Source organism: Flavobacterium panacis (assembly GCF_024649945.1).
In the GTDB taxonomy this organism is placed as follows: Bacteria; Bacteroidota; Bacteroidia; order Flavobacteriales; family Flavobacteriaceae; genus Flavobacterium; species Flavobacterium panacis.
Genome location: NZ_JANKMS010000002.1, coordinates 248,001 through 268,920, shown reverse-complemented (window position 1 = coordinate 268,920; position 20,920 = coordinate 248,001). Strand labels below are relative to the sequence as shown.

21 protein-coding genes are annotated in these 20,920 nt (G+C 32.8%); 4 read left to right on the top strand and 17 right to left on the bottom strand.

Going from position 1 to position 20,920, the window contains the following annotated elements; genetic code table 11:
* Nucleotides 1-260: 260 nt before the first annotated feature.
* Entirely contained in the window at nucleotides 261-1,592 is a 1,332-nt protein-coding gene (locus NQQ59_RS06135) for a DUF5723 family protein (RefSeq protein ID WP_144214775.1), read from the top strand.
* Nucleotides 1,593-2,006: 414 nt separating this feature from the next.
* Here the strand turns inward: NQQ59_RS06135 and NQQ59_RS06130 are convergent, their stop codons facing one another.
* From NQQ59_RS06130 to NQQ59_RS06080, 11 genes are all read right to left on the bottom strand, one after another.
* The gene (locus NQQ59_RS06130) at nucleotides 2,007-2,378 is read right to left on the bottom strand and encodes a hypothetical protein (RefSeq protein ID WP_144214774.1); all 372 of its coding nucleotides are present in this window, start codon (nucleotides 2,376-2,378) and stop codon (nucleotides 2,007-2,009) included.
* Nucleotides 2,379-2,409: 31 nt separating this feature from the next.
* Nucleotides 2,410-2,769: a hypothetical protein gene (locus tag NQQ59_RS06125; RefSeq protein WP_144214773.1), complete on the bottom strand. Its 360-nt coding sequence runs from the start codon at nucleotides 2,767-2,769 to the stop codon at nucleotides 2,410-2,412.
* A gap of 46 nt (nucleotides 2,770-2,815) precedes the next feature.
* On the bottom strand, nucleotides 2,816-3,100 hold the full coding sequence (locus NQQ59_RS06120; protein ID WP_144214772.1) for a YtxH domain-containing protein: 285 nt from the start codon (nucleotides 3,098-3,100) through the stop codon (nucleotides 2,816-2,818).
* Between the two features lie 55 nt (nucleotides 3,101-3,155).
* Complete coding sequence (locus NQQ59_RS06115) at nucleotides 3,156-3,308, bottom strand: lmo0937 family membrane protein (protein WP_143102046.1); 153 nt, start codon at nucleotides 3,306-3,308, stop codon at nucleotides 3,156-3,158.
* A 36-nt stretch (nucleotides 3,309-3,344) separates the two neighbouring features.
* Nucleotides 3,345-3,992 (bottom strand): porin family protein, encoded by a 648-nt coding sequence (locus NQQ59_RS06110; RefSeq protein ID WP_144214771.1) that lies wholly within the window; start codon nucleotides 3,990-3,992, stop codon nucleotides 3,345-3,347.
* A 36-nt stretch (nucleotides 3,993-4,028) separates the two neighbouring features.
* On the bottom strand, nucleotides 4,029-4,598 hold the full coding sequence (locus NQQ59_RS06105; RefSeq protein ID WP_144214770.1) for a DUF4142 domain-containing protein: 570 nt from the start codon (nucleotides 4,596-4,598) through the stop codon (nucleotides 4,029-4,031).
* Nucleotides 4,599-4,888: 290 nt separating this feature from the next.
* A complete protein-coding gene (locus tag NQQ59_RS06100; protein ID WP_144214769.1) occupies nucleotides 4,889-6,673 on the bottom strand; it encodes a CHASE3 domain-containing protein in 1,785 nt (594 codons plus the stop codon).
* 13 nt (nucleotides 6,674-6,686) lie between these two features.
* Nucleotides 6,687-7,136, bottom strand: a complete 450-nt coding sequence (locus NQQ59_RS06095) for a response regulator (protein WP_144214768.1) — start codon at nucleotides 7,134-7,136, stop codon at nucleotides 6,687-6,689.
* Between the two features lie 21 nt (nucleotides 7,137-7,157).
* Nucleotides 7,158-7,709: a helix-turn-helix domain-containing protein gene (locus NQQ59_RS06090; protein WP_144214767.1), complete on the bottom strand. Its 552-nt coding sequence runs from the start codon at nucleotides 7,707-7,709 to the stop codon at nucleotides 7,158-7,160.
* Nucleotides 7,710-7,866: 157 nt separating this feature from the next.
* Entirely contained in the window at nucleotides 7,867-8,052 is a 186-nt protein-coding gene (locus NQQ59_RS06085) for a CsbD family protein (RefSeq protein WP_144214766.1), read from the bottom strand.
* A gap of 108 nt (nucleotides 8,053-8,160) precedes the next feature.
* A complete protein-coding gene (locus NQQ59_RS06080) occupies nucleotides 8,161-8,634 on the bottom strand; it encodes a Dps family protein (RefSeq protein WP_144214765.1) in 474 nt (157 codons plus the stop codon).
* Nucleotides 8,635-8,852: 218 nt separating this feature from the next.
* Between NQQ59_RS06080 and pyrF the strand changes: the two genes are divergently transcribed.
* A complete protein-coding gene (gene pyrF, locus NQQ59_RS06075) occupies nucleotides 8,853-9,671 on the top strand; it encodes an orotidine-5'-phosphate decarboxylase (protein WP_144214764.1) in 819 nt (272 codons plus the stop codon).
* 160 nt (nucleotides 9,672-9,831) lie between these two features.
* Complete coding sequence (locus NQQ59_RS06070; RefSeq protein ID WP_144214763.1) at nucleotides 9,832-10,632, top strand: ABC transporter substrate-binding protein; 801 nt, start codon at nucleotides 9,832-9,834, stop codon at nucleotides 10,630-10,632.
* Nucleotides 10,633-10,653: 21 nt separating this feature from the next.
* Here the strand turns inward: NQQ59_RS06070 and NQQ59_RS06065 are convergent, their stop codons facing one another.
* From NQQ59_RS06065 to NQQ59_RS06040, 6 genes are all read right to left on the bottom strand, one after another.
* A complete protein-coding gene (locus tag NQQ59_RS06065) occupies nucleotides 10,654-11,340 on the bottom strand; it encodes a hypothetical protein (protein ID WP_144221499.1) in 687 nt (228 codons plus the stop codon).
* 188 nt (nucleotides 11,341-11,528) lie between these two features.
* Nucleotides 11,529-11,900 carry a hypothetical protein gene (locus NQQ59_RS06060; protein WP_144214761.1) on the bottom strand — a complete coding sequence of 124 codons (372 nt, stop codon included), beginning with the start codon at nucleotides 11,898-11,900 and terminating at the stop codon, nucleotides 11,529-11,531.
* Between the two features lie 1,235 nt (nucleotides 11,901-13,135).
* Nucleotides 13,136-13,990: a formyltetrahydrofolate deformylase gene (purU, locus tag NQQ59_RS06055; RefSeq protein WP_144214760.1), complete on the bottom strand. Its 855-nt coding sequence runs from the start codon at nucleotides 13,988-13,990 to the stop codon at nucleotides 13,136-13,138.
* A 131-nt stretch (nucleotides 13,991-14,121) separates the two neighbouring features.
* Entirely contained in the window at nucleotides 14,122-14,838 is a 717-nt protein-coding gene (locus tag NQQ59_RS06050; RefSeq protein WP_144214759.1) for a DUF4197 domain-containing protein, read from the bottom strand.
* A gap of 215 nt (nucleotides 14,839-15,053) precedes the next feature.
* Nucleotides 15,054-15,404 (bottom strand): hypothetical protein, encoded by a 351-nt coding sequence (locus NQQ59_RS06045; protein ID WP_144214758.1) that lies wholly within the window; start codon nucleotides 15,402-15,404, stop codon nucleotides 15,054-15,056.
* Nucleotides 15,405-15,585: 181 nt separating this feature from the next.
* Nucleotides 15,586-17,148: a L,D-transpeptidase family protein gene (locus NQQ59_RS06040; RefSeq protein ID WP_144214757.1), complete on the bottom strand. Its 1,563-nt coding sequence runs from the start codon at nucleotides 17,146-17,148 to the stop codon at nucleotides 15,586-15,588.
* A 292-nt stretch (nucleotides 17,149-17,440) separates the two neighbouring features.
* Between NQQ59_RS06040 and NQQ59_RS06035 the strand changes: the two genes are divergently transcribed.
* Entirely contained in the window at nucleotides 17,441-20,881 is a 3,441-nt protein-coding gene (locus NQQ59_RS06035) for a methylmalonyl-CoA mutase family protein (protein WP_144214756.1), read from the top strand.
* Nucleotides 20,882-20,920 lie beyond the last annotated feature (39 nt).

Sequence of the window (20,920 nt, the reverse complement as noted above, 5' to 3'; positions counted from 1 at the left end):
TTATGGTTAAAAAAATGTCAAAAAAAAAGTAAATTAAAACCTTAGCGACTTAGTAGCTTAGAAGTTTTTATCTAAGATAAATAATACATGAGAATCTTACGCAGTAAGATTTATAGGACTGGTTGTAAGCCTTAGTAGCTTAGAATCTTAGCCACTTAGTACCTCTTAAAAAAAAGTTAACGAATTCATAAAATCTAAAGTTTTTTTTAAACTTTTTTTGCTTCATATTTGCCGAACCAACCAATCTATTTTTAAATTCTATGAAGAAAACTTTACTATTATTATGCTTCTTTGGAAGCTTTTTTTATGCGCGGTCGCAATCGTATTTCGGGTTTCGAGATGATAATTATGCAGGAATTCAGAGTGTATTGTTTAATCCGTCCAATGTTGTTGATTCTAAGTATAAATCGGATGTGACCATTGGTTCTGTAAGTGCAACGGGTCAGAATGATTTGTATTCTATCAATGTTTTGGATGCTTTAGACGGAAATTACGATTTTAATGTCGATGCGACTAAACACTTTAAATCAAACAACAGAGGAAATTTGAATCTGGATATCCTAGGGCCTTCGTTTACCTTGAATATTACGCCTGTGCACAGTATTGCACTTTTTACAAGAGTACGAAGTGTAACCAATATGGTAGGCTTAAACGGTGAACTTGTCGATGAGGTTAGTAAAGATATTGATGCCTCAAACAGCTTTTTGATTTCGGGCGGAAATCCAAATGGAGTTACGAATTCGTGGGCAGAAATTGGCGCTTCTTACGGAACGGTTTTATTAGATCGTGACGACCATTTTGTAAAAGGTGGAATTACACTGAAGTATTTAATGGCAGGAGCAAACGGTTATATCAACGGAAATGATGTGAGTGTTGCCTTTAACAGAAATGCGGCAAATTCGGCTTTGAGCGAATATTATTCGACTGGAACTTTAAGAATGGCTGCAAGTTACGACTACGAAAACGGAGAAAAAATGAAATTCGATCCGAATTCGGCTGGAGTAGGCGTAGATTTAGGTTTTACGTATGAATATCGTACCAATTGCCATACTTGTATCGGAAACCGCTATAAGTTTAAAGCTGCAGCTTCGGTAACTGATATTGGTAGTTTGAATTATAAAAACATAACAGAGAACACGTATAACTTAAACGGAAGAATAACTCAGGAAGATATTGATGATGCAGAAGATATTTTCGAATTCTTTGACGCTAATTATACCAAAACGTCTTCAAGAAAAGCGATTAAAGCAAATCTGCCTACAGCGCTTCACACCAACTTTGACTGGAATATCGACAATAAATTTTATCTAAATTTAAGCGGAGATTTCAGTTTAGTGAATGCCAATAAAGTAAACGGAACTACGATTGCAAATTCGGTTACTTTTACTCCAAGATACGAAACAAGACAATTCAGTTTTTACCTTCCAGTAACCTACATGGAATACAGCGGAACACAAGTAGGAACAGGTTTCAGAGCCGGCCCAATCTTTATCGGTTCTGGAACTTTGATTACCAATTTGTTCTCAAACAACTCCAAAGGTGCAAATGTGTATGTCGGTCTGAAATTACCGATTTATCAAAATTATAATTAATGGAGAGGTTCTAAGATGCTGAGATGCTAAGGTTCTGAGTTTTTTAGCTCTTCGAACTTTTTTTAAATAAAAAGAGACTGTTTCACTTGTGCGAAACAGTCTCTTTTGTTTGAGGTAAAGGTTGATGTTCTAATAGGATCAAGTTTATATTAAATTTCGATTGATCGAAATGGTAAAAAAACTTAGAACCTCAGAACTTTAGTCTCTTAGAACCTCAAAATATAGTGAAGGTCTTATCTTCATTAACCGCTTTCCCCAATAAGCGTATAATGAATGTTAGATACCTAGAAATACTCTTGTGTATTCAAAACATTTATATAGATTCGAGTAAACGTATACACCATTTTTAACTATTATATTGTTTAACTTTTCCATAATACATAAATTTAGTTTGACAAATTACTCTTGCGATGTTTAGTAGTTTGATGAATCTTCTTCTTCGGAAGTTTCATTTGAAGTTTCGTTTTGTGGCTTAGAGACCATATTGGTCACAATAAGCTGAACGATGGAGCCTAAGATACCTTTAAACATGCTATCACCTTTTCCGACTATAAATCGTTTTGCGATATAACCGATTCCGATACTGATAGCAGATTGTGCTATATGACTTTTAAAACCTACTGTTTCGTTGATTTCTTCGACCGTATTTCGAATCAAATTGATTGGTTTTAGGTTTTCTTTGATTTCATCAACATGGTCTTTTATAGCGCACCATTCGGTGTCTTGACGAACTTCTAATTCTTTAATTTTCTGATTTAACTGATCAATATTATATATAGCCTCCATAGGTTAGTTTTTTGTATTAATAAATTAAATCTCAATCTTTATTGTCTTTTAAGATACTTGAAATGATCGTATTGCCGATTGGCGTTTTTATGATTTTATGATGTGATTTGACTACAATAATTACAACAAGTAAGTAGAACAATGCCATGATGAAAAAACCATAATAATACTCTCCAAGTTCTTTACCAATCCATAAGCTAATCCCTATATTTAGAAATAAGGTAAAAAACGCAACAACAATCCCGATTGCTATCTTTGATGCCAACGATGACACACCGTCTGCCACTGAACATACTGTTTTTAGTTTTAATAATTCTAAACTTGTTTTAGCATAGTTTTCAGCTTTTTCGTAAAGATTAAGATTCTCGTTTGTTGTTGCGTTTGGTTCCATGATATAGGGTTTTATGGTTTGAAAATTTCACTAATTAATACCTCGATTAATAGTTAGATTTTACTGTTTTAGCTTCATCTTTGATTGCGTTGAAATCATCTTTCACTTGGTTCAGTTTAGATTTTCCTTCTTCGATAATTTCTTTACCATTTGAAGTGATTGTGTTTACAACATTATCAAATTTCGTTTTAAGGTTATCGCTGTAATCTTTCGATTTGTCTTTGATTTTTTTTCTAGTATTTGAACCTTTATCTGGTGCAAACAAAACTCCTATAAACGCTCCCGCCGCTGCGGCTCCTAAAATTCCTAAAATTGTGCTACTAGTTTTCATAATAATTGATTTAAAAATGGATTAATATTTATAATTTGTTGATTTAAAAATTGGCTTATATTTCTCGACCTTTAATAAGTCTAAGAAGAATTGCGATAATGGCGATTACTAAAAGTATATGGATAATACTTCCAAAACTGTAAACAAAGAACCCTAAAGCCCAAAGTATAACCAGAATCACTGCGATAGTATATAATAAGTTAGACATGGTTTTTTATTTTAGAGGTTAATAATTAATTTTTGTTTAGTTCAACTTATACGAAAGGTATAAAGTCAGATTACTGTTTTTAGCGTCTGGAACTGTGTAAGTTGTTCCAGCAACAGTTCTTTCTTTACCAACGGTTGTTAAACCATAGTTGTATCGTACTCCGATGCTTATTGGATCAAAATCAACTCCTACACCTGCAGCGATACCTGCGTCAAATTTTGCAAGATCATCTCTGTCAATTTCTTGATCAAACTGAAAATCTCCTTCTCCTTTAATTTTAGAACTTACCAGATAAGATGCATATCCACCGGCATGAATATTAAAGTTTTTAGTAACATTCACTCTCACTAATAAAGGAACTTCGATATAATTTAGTTTGAATTTTGCATCTCCGCTTGCTAAAGCACTGTTATATTCTAACTTAGCCCCTTTTGTAGTAAACAAAAGCTCTGGCTGAATTGCTACCATATCTGAAATAGGAAGTGTAGCATAAAAACCGGCATTAAAACCGTATAAAACATTGTTGTCATCTACATCGTCTCCGCTATTGTACAGGTTAGACATGTTGAATCCTCCTTTTACACCGAACTCGGTATTTACATTATTGTCTTGAGCGTGCAGCATTCCAAATGAAGCTGATAAAAAAAGTGTTAAGGCGCATAAAAAATTGGCTTGTAATTTCATAGTAAAAAATTTAGTTAATAGATAGATAATAGGCGTTTATACATTTTGTTTTCTTATTCTTTCGGTCTCTCGTAAGAGTTTGTATTGTTCAGGCAGATAACGAAGTACCATTTCCAGAATCTGTTTGTCATTCGTTTGTCTAGATATGGTTTCAAACAATTCAATTTGATCGTTTAAAGCATCTTTCATTGCGTCTAGATAAACATCATTAAAATCTTTGCCTTTTGCATCAATGAGGTTGTACAGGTCTCTTTTGTGTGTGGCGTTAATTTCATTAATGACAATGAGCTTCATCGTGGCCATTTTTGATATATCGTTCAGAATTTGATTTTCTTGAAATTCAATTCTTTTTCCCAATTCCTGAACAATGGCGTCTGAACTTTTTTCTTGTGCAATTTCACTTTTAGAAATAATAGATTTAGTTGCATTTGCCGTCGAAATAAAAAACAGTGCTTCTGTTTCTTCTCTTTCTGTTATTACAAAAGCCTGGTTTTTTAAAGAACTTTCTATCGGATTAATCTTTCTGCATGACGTGATGCAGAGTCCTAATACGAGCAAGAAAAAGACTCTAAAAAGTGAAGCTTTTAAAATGGGAATTGCGTTCATTATTATTTCCTCAAGTATTACATTACAAAGATGCTAACGAATCAAAGGTTTTTCTTTACAGCATAAAAATGAATCGTTATATAATTCCCATAATAGATTTAAATTAGGCTTCTATCCTTTTAAAATCAATGGTTTATGAGGTTTTGGTTTTGCGTAAAAAAAAAGAAATTATAGATTTTTCTATAATTTCTTTTTCAGTTTCGGTTATAATGATGGGATTTTTTTTCTTACAAATAATCTAAGAAGGAATCTCTTGGTGATTTTTCAGTTTTTCGAATTAAAATAAAATTTTAATCGGGAAGAAAAACAGTAAACTCTGAACCTTTTTCAAGAGTACTATTTGCTGTAATATGTCCTTTATGGTTTTCAACAATTTTTTTACAAATCGCTAATCCAATTCCGGTTCCAGGATAATCTGTTTTGGAATGCAGTCTTTGAAAAAGAATAAAAATCGTTTCTTTAAACTGCGGATCAAATCCCATTCCGTTGTCGGTAAAGGTAATTTTGTGGAATTTCTTAATCGATTGTTCTAATATTTCAGGATAATCTGCCGAATTTACTTTCTCGCTTGTAATCGAAATTTCAGGTTCAACTTCAGGACGGCTGTATTTTAATGAATTTCCAATTAAATTGATAAACAGCTGCTCGATTTGATACGGAATAACCGCAAGCTTCGGAAGTTTATTGGTTCGAATAACCGCTTTCTTTTCTTCAATAGTTTCTGCTAATTCTGATTCGGCATTGTCTAGAAGCTCGTTAAGATTCATTTTAATGAATTCCTTTTTCGTTGTATTTGTTCTTGAAAATAAGAGAAGGTCGTCAATTAAAACACGCATTCTTTTGGCTGAACTTTCAATTTTAGTGATATAGTTTTTAGCACTGTCAGACATTACCGCTTTATCGGCATCTGAAACTCTAGAGATGAAAGTTTGTATCTTTCTAAGCGGTTCCTGTAAATCATGGCTGGCGACATGGTTGAATGAAGCCAGTTCTTTATTACTTTTTTCAAGTTCTTTATTTCGTTCCTGAAGTTCGATATTGAGTAAATGTTCGTCTGTGATGTCAAAATTAATTCCAAGTAAAATTTTGCTTCCTTGTTGATCGGTAACAATTTTCCCTGTGGTTTTAAAATAACGGACTTCGTAATTTGGTCTAACAATTTTATAATACACAAACGGAAGATATTTTTTCTCCACAATCGCGTCCATATATTTGGCAAAAGTTTCTTTATCGTCAGGATGAACAAATTTTAAAAGCGTTGCTTTGTTTGGAATAAAAGAATTAGGTTCGTGTCCCAACAAACGATATTGATTGTCTGAGTAATCTATTTTGTCGGTGTCTAAATCCCATTGCCAAGTACTGAAATTACCAATGTTTTCAGATTCTGCAATTAAACCAGTTGAAATTAAAAGCTTTTTGTTGAAGATTTTCAAGCGTTCAAAATCACGACTAATTTGTCTGTAAGCCAGTAAAATAAAGCATAAAGCCACTAAAAATAATGAAATAGAAAAAAGCGGGCTTAAAGAAATTTCGGAATCATAGATTTTAAGTCTTTTTTTTAGAAAGGTCTTTTCGATGTCATTCATTTCATCCACCTTAAAGCGAATGTTTTCCATTAAAATACGACCACCAAACATGTGATTGTCTAGTTTTCGTTTGTCGTACGTTTTAGGATCGCTGTATTTTAGACAGTTTTCAAAAGAAACGAAACGCTGGGTAATGAGTTTGAATAAATTCTGAAGGTTTTTTTGCTGCTGCGGATTATCGGCAGTCAGTTTTTTTAAGGTAATAAAAGAAGTATTTACCTTATCACGAGAATAAATATAAGGCGTCAGAAAACGGGCATTGCGAGTAATGATATAACCTCGCTGGCCCGTTTCTGCATCTTTTATAGCCGACATTAATCGCTCGAGCTGGATGTTTATTTCGTAAGTATGCATAACCAGTTTACTCGATTCATTCAAGTCCTGATTATGTTTGTAAGCAATTGAAGAAAGAAATAACAGAATGAAAACTGCGATTACAAAAATAACTCTCAAAGAGTTTGAAGAATTAAAATTTGGTATCCACTTCATTTATTTATGGCTCTTATTTTAGTCGGAGCAAGAAATTATCACGGTTAAGTCCAGAAGTATGATAATGCCAGTTCACAGTCACAACTTCATTAATTATTTTTTTAAGCGTATTGAAATCGCTAGGCTTTTTGATGTAAATATTGGCACCTTGAATAAAGGTATCTTCAATGTCTTCTTCAGAAGAAGAAGTAGAGTAGATGGCAATGATTATATCTTTTAAATGCTCTGTTTTCTTGATTTCAATCAAACATTCTTTACCTGTTTTTTTAGGCATGTTCAAATCTAGAAACAAAATATCTGGAAGTTTATTGTCTGGGTTCATTAAATGATCCATAAGCTGCATTCCGTCGTGAACAAAATTTACATTTGTTTGTATTTTGATTTCTTCGAAAGCATCCTTAAAGAAAAGACGGTCATCTTCATCATCATCGGCAAGTAAAATGTGTAATGCGTTTTTTTGCATTTTGATCGTGGTGTTTGGGTTTTATTTTAAATTTTCTCTTCGTTTCTTAATAATTCGCTGAAAAGCAGATGGAGTAATTCCGGTTGTGTTTTTAAACTGCGTACTCAAGTGGGCAACACTGGAGTAATTTAGTAAAAAAGCAATTTCCGTCAAACTCATTTCATTGATAATAATCAATTGTTTTGCTCTTTCAATTTTCTGTAAAATGATAAAGTTTTCAATAGAAGAATAGGTTACTTCTGAGAAAACATTTGATAAATATCCATAACTGTGATTTAGCTTCTCAGCCAGAAACACAGAACTTTTATAATTATTACTGTCGTCCATAAAGACTAGTTCAATAATGGCATCTTTTATTTTTTGAACCAGTACACTCTTTTGATTTTCAACTACTTCAAAACCACAAGGACTTAATTTGTTTTTTAAATTCTCAAGTGCTTCGGCATCTATATTGTCTTCAATCTCGATTTCGCCAAAACCTAGAGTTGTAAAATTAATATTATTTTGTTCCAGATTTTGTTTCAAATAAAGCGAGCAAATGGTGTTAATGTCGAACTTTATAAATAGTTTCATTTTATAGAAATTTGGTTAAAGATACTTAAATTATTTGGTGTTTTTGCTTAAAAATAGCTTAGAATTACAAGTTAAATGTATTTTAAAATAAAATTTTCAAAAAAATACCGCCTAATATTTTTTACTAGACGGTATTTCCCTGTTGAGTTGTAAGGATTTACAAATCAGACCACATCTTTTTAAATTCTTCTTTTGTTTGACCTAATTTTTTCTGAAGTCTTCCGTACATTTCATCTTCTTTTCCTTCTTCGTATAATAGATCGTCATCCGTAAGATCGGCATACTTTTGTTTCAATTTTCCTTTTAACTCATTCCAGTTTCCTTTTATCTCTGTAGTATTCATGATGTTTTTTGTTTGAATTATTATAATGTAAAATTGCAAATTAGAAGTTAGCTTTTTGTTACATTTATTTTAACGACTGTTGCATAATTTTCATTTTGCCTCTATTTTTTAAACCTGATATCTTCTCAGAATCCAAGCCATTTTTTCGTGTTGTTGCAGTAATCCTGTAACAAAATCAGCAGATCCGGCATCTTTCGTTTCATCTTCAAAAATCGGAATATAACTTCTAAATTCACTTACCAGTTGTTCGTGATTTTCAAGAAGTTCCGATAACATATGTTTTTGTGAAGCATATTCTTTTGGAGATTCTTTCAAAGTAGAATTGTCGATAAACTCTTTCATTGTACCAATTGTTTTTTCTCCCAATTGATTAATGCGTTCCGCAACTTCATCAATTTGGGCTTCCAGAATTCGGTATTGCTCTTCGAATAATTTATGTAATTCCATGAAACTGTTTCCTGAGATATTCCAGTGAAATTTTCGGGTTTTTACATATAATGTCATTTCGTTAGATAAGATTGTGCCTAGGATAGAAGCACTCTTCTTTAGATTAGCGGGTGTGATTCCGATATTTGGGCTCATGATTGTCTTTTTTAAGTGTTTTCTCAAAGATACCAGTGCAGCTCTTGTTTTTCTTTACACAATTTTGAAGAGTTGTTACAGGAATTCAATGTTAATTAGGTAATTAGAAAATTAGAGAATGTGATAATTCTATTCTATGTAAAGCATTAACCATTTACAATTAACCATTCACAATTCACAATTATATTCGTAATTTTGCCGCACTATTAAAATACAATATGACAACACAACAACTACACGAACAAATTCTTCAAAAAAAATCATTTTTATGCGTTGGTTTAGATCCTGATTTGGATAAAATGCCGCAACATTTATTGGAAACCGAAGATCCAATTTTTGAGTTTAATAAAGCCATAATCGATGCAACTCATGATTTGACTGTTGGTTACAAACCTAACACAGCATTTTTTGAAGCGTACGGAATAAAAGGATGGATGTCTTTGCAGAAAACAATCAATTATATCAACGAAAATTATCCTGATATTTTTACCATTGCCGACGCAAAGCGTGGCGACATCGGAAATACGTCAAGTATGTATGCGAAAGCTTTTTTTGAAGATTTAAATTTTGATAGTGTAACTGTTGCTCCTTACATGGGAAAAGATTCAGTTGAACCGTTTTTGGCTTTCGAAAACAAACATACTATTATGTTGGCTTTAACGTCTAACGAAGGTGCTTTCGATTTTCAGACTTTAAATACAAACGGAAAGGAATTGTACAAACAAGTTCTAGAAACTTCTAAAACTTGGAAAAACAGCGAGAACTTAATGTACGTTGTGGGCGCTACAAAAGCAGAATATTTTACTGAAATTAGAAAAATTGTTCCAGATAGCTTTTTGCTAGTTCCAGGAATTGGAGCTCAAGGCGGAAGTTTATCTGAAGTTTGTAAATACGGAATGAACGATAATGTTGGGCTTTTAGTAAATTCTGCAAGAGCGATTATCTACGCCTCAAAAGGAACTGATTTTGCTGAAAAAGCAAGAGAAGAAGCTTTAAAAGTGCAACAGGAAATGGCTTTGATTATTGCTAATAGATAAAGTTTTCAGTCTCGGTCTCAGTTTTCAGTCTTGCGTTGACTACGACTGAGACGAAAAACTGCGACTAAATATTGCTGATAGATAAAGTTTTCAGTCTCAGTCTCAGTTTTCAGTCTTTGGCTAGACTGCGACTGAGACCGAAAACTGCGACTTAAAAAATATGAAACAAATTACCGATCAAATAGGAACTGTTCATTCTTTTGAAAACACTCCAAAACGTATCATTTCGCTTGTTCCTTCTCAAACCGAATTATTATATGATTTAGGTTTGGAAGACAAAATTATCGGAATAACGAAGTTTTGTGTGCATCCTTTTCATTTTAAATCTACCAAAAAGATTGTTGGAGGTACAAAGAAAATTCACTTTGAGAAAATAAAGCTTTTACAGCCCGATATTATCATTTGTAACAAAGAAGAAAATACTCAAGAAATTGTTGAGCAATTAAGTGCTATTTGTCCGGTTTGGGTTACTAATATTGTTTCTGTCGAAGATAATTTCCAAATGATTTCGGACTTCGGGCAATTATTCAATTGCAGAATCGAAGCGCAGAAATGGAACAACAAATTGACTTTCGCCTTGAGCGATTTCGAAAATTATATAAAAGATACAAAAGAGAAAAAAGCAGCCTATTTTATCTGGAAAGATCCTTATATGGTTGCAGGAAACGATACTTATATCAATGAGTTATTAAAACTCAATCATTTCAAAAATATTTACGAAGACAAAGGGCGTTATCTTGAAATCGAATTGAAGAAAATGCGTTTAGAAGGTGATCCGGACATTGTTTTTCTTTCATCAGAACCGTATCCTTTTAAAGAAGAAGATGCTTTTGAAATCGGAAGATTTACACACCACGCCAAAACCATTTTCGTAGACGGAGAAATGTTTTCGTGGCATGGCAGCCGATTGCTAAAAGCATTTTCTTACTTTAAAATACTTCACGAAAGATTGAAGAATTAGTTGTTTTATGATGTTAGAAAGCTATTGTTTTGCTTTCAGAATTAGCTTTTCTAGAGCGTTTAAAACTTCATGATTTTTAATTGGGATAAATTTCTTTGTGCAAGTAGTATTCCATCCATCTGGATAAGTATATTTCATTTTTAATACTTCACCTTGATATTTATCTTCAATACCTTTATAAAACACAAAGTCCTGATTTTTTGATGAATTTGGCTTTAGATATATCTCATACGTCTTATTGGTATTCGAAATATATTCGATTTTTTTGACTTTTATTCCTTCGTAAATGGTGTCTTTGGTTTTGTAAATCTCACTATTTTCCCATGTAGCACTAAAGTCCATGGAGACTTCTTTTTTACTAAGATCTGACCATGGAATATTTTTGATATCTGCTTCAAGATTCTTTCCTATATTTTTATGTAAGCCTTTTTTAAAATCGATAAGATTATATCGGTCTAAAGATTGTTTGGTTTCGATTATGCCCATAGAATCTTTTTGATCGATTCTAATTACTTTTTCAATAGCAAATTCATTATCAATAAAAATACTGTCATCAGGAAATTTTAAAGATTTACCATTTGGGATATTGGATCTGATTTCGGTGGTTAAGATGTATACACCTTTTTTTATTTCGGAGTTATTACTTTTTAGAAAAAAGAATTTTAAAAAAGCAGATAGGAAAAGGACAATGGGTAAGAATTTCATCATAAAAGTTTTTATTATTAAATTAAAATTACTCGATGCACTAAATGGTAAGAGTATCAAATACTCAAAAAGAGTGGAATATTTGTAAGAAAAAAAATACAACAAATAGAAAAGTATAAGATTTGCTCAAAATCTTAAGTTTCTGCTTTAACCACAAAGCAGAGGAACTTAAAATTAAATCTGAAACAGAATTACTTTATACTGTCAAGGCTAATTATTTGAAGAGTTGCGCCATAATCAGGAGCGCCTTGAGGAACTGTTTCGATTTGTAAATAGTCCTCTAGTATATATTTTCCGGTTTTCATTCTTTCTTTCAAGCCTGGAGTCATTACAGGAGGCTTAGGGAAGTTTGAAATATCTTCTGTTATTAAATACTTAGAATTTTCGGGATGTTTATCCAGATAATTTACAATTCTTTTTATCTGAGCCTCTGTCAAAGCGCTTTTATCGGGTGTTTTCATCAGCTTAATAATTTCAGCATCTGTAGAAGCTTGTGTGATTTCGGCCTCATTTGCACAAGAAAATAACAGCCCCAAAGTCAAAATAGAAAAAAATTTTTTCATCGTTTTTAAAGTTAATTGGTTATTAATAATTGCTCAATATTATATAGGAGTTTTAAATCTCTAAAAGGGTTGAAAAAATTTTGTTAAAAAATCAGCATTTTTATATGTTTTTGCCTTCAACATAATAATCACAAAACAACTTGAAACAACGAAAACCTGAAATTTGAAACTTCAAAAAATAGACAAAAAAAAATGCCAGCCTCTCGAAGAAGCTGGCATTATTTAACTAACCAAAACCAAAATAATAAATAACCAGTTTATTACATTACAAATGTCCGACATAAATCAATGTAAAGCTGTTAAGGTCTTGTTATTACTTTGTTGGATATAAGTTAATGTCGTTGAAATCATTTTGATGTCCAAAGTTTGCAATTTTTAGGACGAAGCTTTGCGAACTTTTAATAAACTCTTGGATAAAAAAAACTTAGCGTTCTTTGCGTTAAAAATTAAGCGTATAGGAGGTTAGCTAAAACCTAAATTAATATCAAAAAAGAATGCCGGCATCTCGAAGACGCCGGCATTGTTTTAACTAACCAAAACCAAAATAATAAATAACCAGTTTATTACATTACAAAGATCCGACATAAATCAATGCAAAGCTGTTAAGGTCTTGTTATTACTTTGTTGAATATAAGTTAATGTCGTTGAAATACATTTTGAAGCCCAAAGTTTGCAAATTCTAGGATAAAGCTTTGCGAACTAAAAAAAAACTTAGCTTTCTCTGCGTTAAAAATTAAGTGTAAGTAAGGCAGCCAAAACCTAAATTAATATCAAAAAAGAATGCCGGCATCTCGAAGATGTCGGCATCATTTAACTAACCAAAACCAAAATAATAAATAACCAGTTTATTACATTACAAAGGTCAGACATAAATTGATGTTATGCTGTTAAGGTTTTGTTATTACTTTGTTGGACATACGTTAAGATTTTTAAATGCCAGATTTTGAGTATTCTGCAATGAAAAATATTCTTTTAACTATTTAAATACACGGACATTTAATTTTGATTAAGAATATAACAAGAGATTGTTTTTTTAATTGCTAAAATGTTAATAGTAAAGATGCTTTTTTCTCTCTAAAAAATAATAATTACGATCAAAATGGAAGATGTCGAAGTCTAAAAAGAGCAAATTTTAGAACTTTTAAACTAAAAATATTTTAAAAAGAAAACCCGATAAATTCTAAAAATCTATCGGATTAATTATGTGTTCAAAGATTAAAAACTTAGCATTTTAGTTAAGAAAAGACAACCGTTTTGTTGCTGTATACCATTGTTTTACGTTCCGAATGTAATTTGATCGCTCTTGCCAAAACAATTCGTTCTAAATCACGCCCTTTCATAATAAAATCTTCTACAGAATGAATATGAGAAACTCTGGAAATATCCTGTTCAATAATCGGACCTTCGTCTAACTCCTCAGTTACGTAGTGACTGGTTGCTCCAATAATTTTTACACCTCGTTTAAAAGCAGAATGATAAGGCTTAGCTCCTGGAAAAGCAGGCAAAAACGAATGATGAATATTGATGATTTTATTTTCGTAAAGTGAAATCAATTTTGGCGTGATAATTTGCATGTAACGTGCTAAAACAATAAAATCGATATCATATTTTTTTAGTAACTCAATTTGTTTTGCTTCACCTTCTTCTTTGTTGTCTTTTGTAAAAGGAACCAAGTGATACGGAATATCAAAACGTTCTGCGATTGATCTTAAATCATTATGATTACTAATAATCAGCGGAATTTCGATATTAAGCTCACCAGCGCTGTAACGTCCTAAAATATCAAAAAGACAATGATCGTATTTAGAAACAAACAATGCCATCTTAGGCTTTTGTTCCTGACTGTACAAATCCCATGACATATCAAATTTAGAAGCAAGAGTCTGATCGAAATCTTCTTTAAAACCTTCTACTGTAATTTGAGAATTGGTAAACTCACATTCCAAACGCATAAAAAATACATTTTGTTCAACATCAACATGTTGGTCGATGTAAGTAATATTTCCGCCTACTTTAGCAATAAAAGTGGTAACAGAGGCAATAATATTTTTTTGATCTTTACAGTGAATTAAAATGGTAATTTTTTGCATTTGGTCTTTTGTTTTTTGGTTTAATCGGTTAATCGTTAATTATTTAACCGTAATGTTTTTCAAGATATAAAGTTCTCAAGTTTAAAACTTTGAGCCTTTGTAACTTTGTCTCTTTGAACCTTAGGAAAAATCTATTTTCCGTCTTGTAATGCAAAAACACTTTTTAATAAAGGCGTTGTTCTTGCAGAAATATCGTTCCTAATTTCTTTTTCTTCCACAGCAATCATTTTGAAAACTCCAGTTAAAGCTTGATTTGTCGTATAATCCGTTAAATCAGGGTTTACTTTTTTTACTAACGGAATAGTATTGTATTTTGTGATAATATTTTTCCAAACTACATCAGCACCTACTTTTTCAAACGAGCTTTTGATTACCGGATTAAATTTCCCGTATAAAGCCGTTGTGGTGCTGTTTTGCAAATAACTTGTTGCGGCGCTGTCGTTTCCTAAAAGGATGTTTTTAGCATCTGTAAAAGTCATGTTTTTCACAGCAGTAACAAATATCGGAGTAGCTTCTTTTACGGCATCTTCAGCGGCACGATTCAACATTTTGATTCCTTCATCAGCAAGAGAACTTAAACCGATTTTTCTTAAAGTAGCGTCTACTTTTTGTAATTCTTCTGGCATTAGGATTTTTACGGCTTCATTTTTATAAAACCCATCAACTGCGGTTAATTTACTTACCTGTTGTGTAATTCCTTTGTTCAAGGCTTCTTTTAATCCAGAAGCGATATCAACATTACCGGCAGGAAGTTGTGAAGCGATTTGAGGCAATTGATTTAAAGTCTGTTGTACTTGTGCACAAGAGGTCAGAGAAAATGTAACGGCTAATAGGAAAATCTTTTTCATTATGGGGTTTTATTTAAGTTTCAAAAATACTACTTATTCAAAAATAAAGCCACAATTTTATGTCATAGACAGCAACATTTTGTTTGAGAATTAACAATACATCCGAAGTCACAAATTTAAGCAGGTCAATCTGCAGAAATCAATTGAATTTTGGGACAATATTTCCTGAATAGTATTATTTAATTTAAGATTGCTGATGCTTTAATGAAGCTATTTTATTTATAAGACAATCTCGTTTGCGGATTGTAAACGGGATTGTTTCTACTTAAATCTTTCAAAATGGTTTCAGTATAATCTTTTCCCCCTTTAATCAAGAAAAAAAGTGATTTTAAAACATAAATTGGTCCGTACGGGAATATACGCCAGCTTACAGAGAGATTGAGATAAAAATGTTTTAAAGCGTATTTGAAAGTACTTTCGTTTGGACGGACAAAATAAATGTTAGATTCTTTAATTCTTTTTACCATTTTAGAAAAGATAAAAGGAAATACAATAAACTTTGCTCCTTGCTGAATTAAGACATTGATTTCAAACATAGTTAGTCCTTCGGTATTATTTGTTTTCATAATAATTAGCTTTTAAATATTACAAATTAGTGGTATAATCTGAGTGCAAAAATCGTAAGACTTTAAAAGTGTTTTTACTATTAAAAGGTTTATTTTTAATAAGTTATGTTGTTTTTTGAGATAAAAAAGTGAGAACTTACCAAAATTGATAAATTCTCACTTCAACTGAATAAAACTTATATTATTGAGTTACAACAGCATTTTCGCTGGTTAACTCTTTATCTTTTTCATAAACATCTGGAAAGAATCCGATTTCACCATTTTCATTTACTAATGAAGTAAAATAGGTAATGTAAATAGGCACTTTTTTAGACAATTTAAAACTGTTTTCTGTTTTACCAGCCATAGCTTTATCGATTTTTGCCTGATTCCATTCTGGATAATCTTGTAACATGGCAACAGCAAGTTCTTTAGCCAATTTCACATTGATACATCCGTGGCTGAAAGTTCTTTTTTCAAAATCGAACAACGTTTTAGAAGGTGTATCGTGCATGTATATATCCTCTTTATTTGGAAACATAAATTTTACCAATCCTAAAGAATTGTCTGGACCTGGTTTTTGTCTTACTTGTCCATTCACAATTTCCATGTTTTTTTCTGCTAGATAATTCGGATCTGAAGCAATTTTAGATTTTAATTCGTTTTGTACAATACTTTGTGGTACTGTCCAATAGGGACTAAAAACGATTCGATCAATTTCGCCATTAAAAATCGTTGTTTTAGTTAATGGAGCTCCAACAAATACTGGTGAGGTCAATTGTACTTTTCCGTTTTTAACATAAATCATTTCGTAAGATGGAACATTTACCAAAACGTATTCATCGCTTGCGGCAATTTGAGCTGCAATTTCACGACATCTTTCCATGTTTAGTTTTAATGTTTCCATTTTTTCAGTCAACGGAATATTCATTTCTTTAATATGTTCTTCAGAAAGAATATAATTTGGTTTAAATCCGTTACGAACTTTGTACTTCATTACAGCATCCATCAATTCACGATCGTAAACATCACTTTTAGAATCCTGTTTTAAATCTCCTAACAAATACAAACGTGTTCTAACTTGTGCAATCGTACTAGATTCAGCATCGGGACGCAAATCTTTGTATGGAGTTTCTGCCGGAACAATTGGTTTCCATTTATTGGTATGATCTAATTTTTTGTATTTTTTCAAAGCATCCTGCAATTTGTAATATTGGTCATATTGCACTTTTTCATCTGTTGCTGTGGTTGCGGCAGTTGCTTCTTCAATAGTACTATAATTTAGGAAGTCTTTCAATAACACATCATATTGCAATCTTTTCTTGTCTGAATTACTTTTTTTGGTGTACACTACATATAATGAACTCAAAAGCATATCAGCATCGGTTTTAGATAGTTTTGTTTCTGAAGACGAATCAAATAATTTATCGATTTCTTTTTGGTAAGGAATAATCAAATCGTTTGTTTTTTTTGCTTTTTCATACAATACAGATCCAAATTCGTTGACTTCTTCTTCGTCAAACCAAATTGTTCCGAGTGTTCTGTTTTTGTATAATGACATGACATCAGACTTATATTTTCTTAAGTCAGAATATCTTTTAAAGAAGTCATTTACAACTTCGCTGCTTGCAAGATCTGCGTCATTATTACTGTTTAATGAGGTTGGAGTTTTCTTATATGATGGAGTATTATTGTCAATTCTGTTAAAAGAAAATACAAAAAAACTCAAACCTAAAATTACGGTGAATGAATAAAATGTTCTCATTTTTTTTAATTTTTACGTTACTACTTTTTCATGGCTAGCTTTGGTAAAAATTTGGGGCCTTTCTACAATGCTAAATTACTTTAGGAGGCTTTAAAACATGTTTCCAGATTTTATTTAAATGTTGCGAAATTGCCATGTCTTTAAGCTTTCTTTAACTATATCAATTAGTTACGTAAATTGTTACCCTTTTGGTTCACGAAATCGATTTATTTTTGTTAACATAAAGCTATAGTGTAGATCGAATATTAAAATATTTTGTAAATTGCCTCCATAAAATTATCATATTCATAAAATGGAACAACAAATACCATATATTCCTAAAAATAAAGTAAGAATTGTTACTGCTGCTTCGCTTTTTGACGGACATGATGCTGCGATCAATATTATGCGCCGAATTATTCAGTCAACTGGAGTAGAAGTTATTCACTTAGGTCATGACAGAAGTGTTGAAGAGGTGGTAAATACTGCCATTCAGGAAGATGCCAACGCAATTGCAATGACTTCTTACCAAGGCGGCCACAATGAATACTTTAAATATATGTATGATTTGCTTCGCGAAAAAGGAGCAGGACATATTAAAATCTTCGGAGGCGGAGGCGGAGTTATTTTGCCAAGCGAAATCGAAGAATTACATGAATATGGTATTACCAGAATTTATTCTCCAGATGACGGTCGTTCTTTAGGATTGCAGGGAATGATTAATGATTTGGTACAAAGAGCCGATTTCCCAATTGGAGATCAATTAAACGGAGAAATCGATCATATCGAAAATAAAGTTCCAACGGCAATTGCACGTTTGATTTCTGCAGCAGAGAATTTCCCAGAAATTGCAAAATCGGCTTTTGATAAAATTCATGAAATAAATTCAACTTCTAAAATTCCTGTTTTAGGAATTACAGGAACGGGTGGAGCAGGAAAATCTTCTTTGGTGGACGAATTAGTTCGCCGATTTTTAATTGATTTTCCAGAAAAAACAATCGGATTGGTTTCTGTCGATCCTTCGAAAAGAAAAACCGGAGGAGCGCTTTTAGGAGACAGAATCCGTATGAATGCCATAAATAATCCGAGAGTTTATATGCGTTCGCTGGCAACACGTCAGTCTAATTTGGCTTTATCTAAATATGTAGCCGAAGCGATTCAGGTTTTGAAAGCGGCAAAATACGATTTGATTATTTTGGAAACTTCAGGAATCGGGCAGTCTGATACGGAGATTATGGATCATTCTGACGTTTCTTTATATGTAATGACACCAGAATTTGGAGCGGCTACACAATTGGAGAAAATCGACATGCTTGATTTTGCCGATTTAGTGGCTTTAAATAAATTTGATAAACGTGGCGCACTTGATGCTTTACGCGATGTAAAAAAACAATACCAGCGCAATCATAATCTTTGGGATAAAAATCCTGATGAAATGCCAGTTTTCGGAACTATCGCTTCGCAGTTCAACGATCCGGGAATGAACACGCTGTACAAAGCAATCATGGATAAAGTGGCAGAAAAGACGAATTCTGACTTGAAATCGACTTTTGAAATCACTAAAGAAATGAGTGAGAAAATATTCGTGATTCCGCCAGGAAGAACACGTTATTTGTCTGAAATTGCTGAGAATAATAGAAGTTATGATGAAACGGCAATTGCTCAGCAAAAAGTAGCTCAGAAATTATACGGAATCTTTAAAACGATTGAATCTGTTTCTGGAAAAGTGCCTCAAATTACAAAAGCAGGAATAGACGATTCGACTGTTTTACCAAGCGGCATTGCAGAACACGACGAAAACAGAATCTTCTTAAATCTTTTACTAAATCAATTTGATAAGGTAAAAATGGATTTAGATCCATACAATTGGGAAATTATCCTGAATTGGGCTGATAAAGTAGCGAAATACAAAAATCCGGTTTACAGCTTTAAGGTTCGTGATAAAGAAATTAAAATAGCGACACATTCTGAAAGTTTATCGCATTTGCAAATCCCAAAAATTGCCTTACCTAAATATGAAGGTTGGGGCGATATTCTGCGTTGGAATTTACAGGAAAATGTTCCTGGCGAATTTCCTTTCGCTTCTGGATTGTATCCGTTTAAACGTGAAGGCGAAGATCCGTCGAGAATGTTTGCAGGCGAGGGCGGACCAGAAAGAACTAACAAACGTTTTCATTATGTAAGTGCGGGAATGCCTGCAAAACGTCTTTCTACAGCTTTTGACAGTGTGACTTTGTACGGAAACGATCCAGATTTACGTCCAGATATTTATGGGAAAATTGGAAATGCGGGAGTTTCAATCTGCTGTTTAGACGATGCTAAAAAATTATATTCAGGTTTCGATTTGGTTCATGCTCTAACTTCGGTAAGTATGACCATCAACGGACCTGCGCCAATGCTTTTAGGTTTCTTTATGAACGCGGCAATCGATCAGCAATGTGAGATTTACATCAAAGAAAATGGTTTAGAAAAAGAAGTTGAGGCTAAAATCAACAAATTATATAAAGAAAAAGGAATCGAAAGACCAAAATACCAAGGCGAACTTCCAGCAGGAAACAACGGTTTGGGATTAATGCTTTTGGGTGTTACAGGAGATCAGGTTTTACCTTTGGAGGTTTATAACGAAATAAAAGTAAAAACCTTAGCTCAAGTTCGAGGAACGGTTCAGGCTGATATTTTAAAAGAAGATCAGGCGCAGAATACTTGTATTTTCTCGACTGAATTTGCGTTGCGATTAATGGGAGACGTTCAGGAATATTTTATCACTAAAAATGTTCGTAATTTCTATTCGGTTTCGATTTCAGGATATCATATTGCCGAGGCGGGAGCAAACCCAATTACGCAATTGGCATTTACGCTTTCAAATGGTTTCACTTACGTGGAATATTATTTGAGCCGTGGCATGAACATCAACGATTTTGGACCAAACTTATCGTTCTTCTTCTCGAACGGAGTTGATCCAGAATATTCGGTTATTGGTCGCGTGGCGCGTAAGATTTGGGCAAAAGCCATGAAATTGAAATATGGAGCCAACGAAAGAGCCCAAATGCTGAAATACCATATTCAGACTTCTGGACGTTCGTTACACGCACAAGAAATTGATTTCAACGATATCAGAACGACTTTGCAAGCGTTATATGCAATTTACGACAACTGTAATTCATTGCATACCAACGCTTACGATGAAGCGATCACAACACCAACAGAAGAATCTGTACGTCGCGCGATGGCGATTCAGCTGATTATCAATAAAGAATTAGGTTTAGCGAAAAACGAAAACCCAATTCAAGGTTCGTTCATCATTGAAGAATTAACTGATTTAGTTGAAGAAGCCGTTTTACAAGAATTCGACAGAATAACAGAAAGAGGCGGAGTTCTTGGTGCAATGGAAACGATGTACCAGCGTTCTAAAATTCAGGAAGAAAGTTTGTATTACGAAACCTTAAAACACAACGGAGATTTCCCAATTGTGGGTGTAAATACCTTCTTGAGTTCAAAAGGTTCGCCAACGGTAATTCCTGCTGAGGTAATTCGTGCCACAGAAGAAGAAAAACAATACCAGATCACGATGCTGGACAACCTGCATAATTTCCACGAAGCAAAAGTAAACGAGCATTTAAGCCAGTTACAAGAAGCAGCCATTAAAAACGAAAACTTATTCGATTATTTAATGGAAGCTACAAAAGTTTGTTCGTTAGGGCAGATTACTTCGGCGTTGTTTGAGGTTGGTGGACAGTATAGAAGGAATATGTAATTATTTACTCGTTTTATAGATTTAGAAAATGGATTTAAT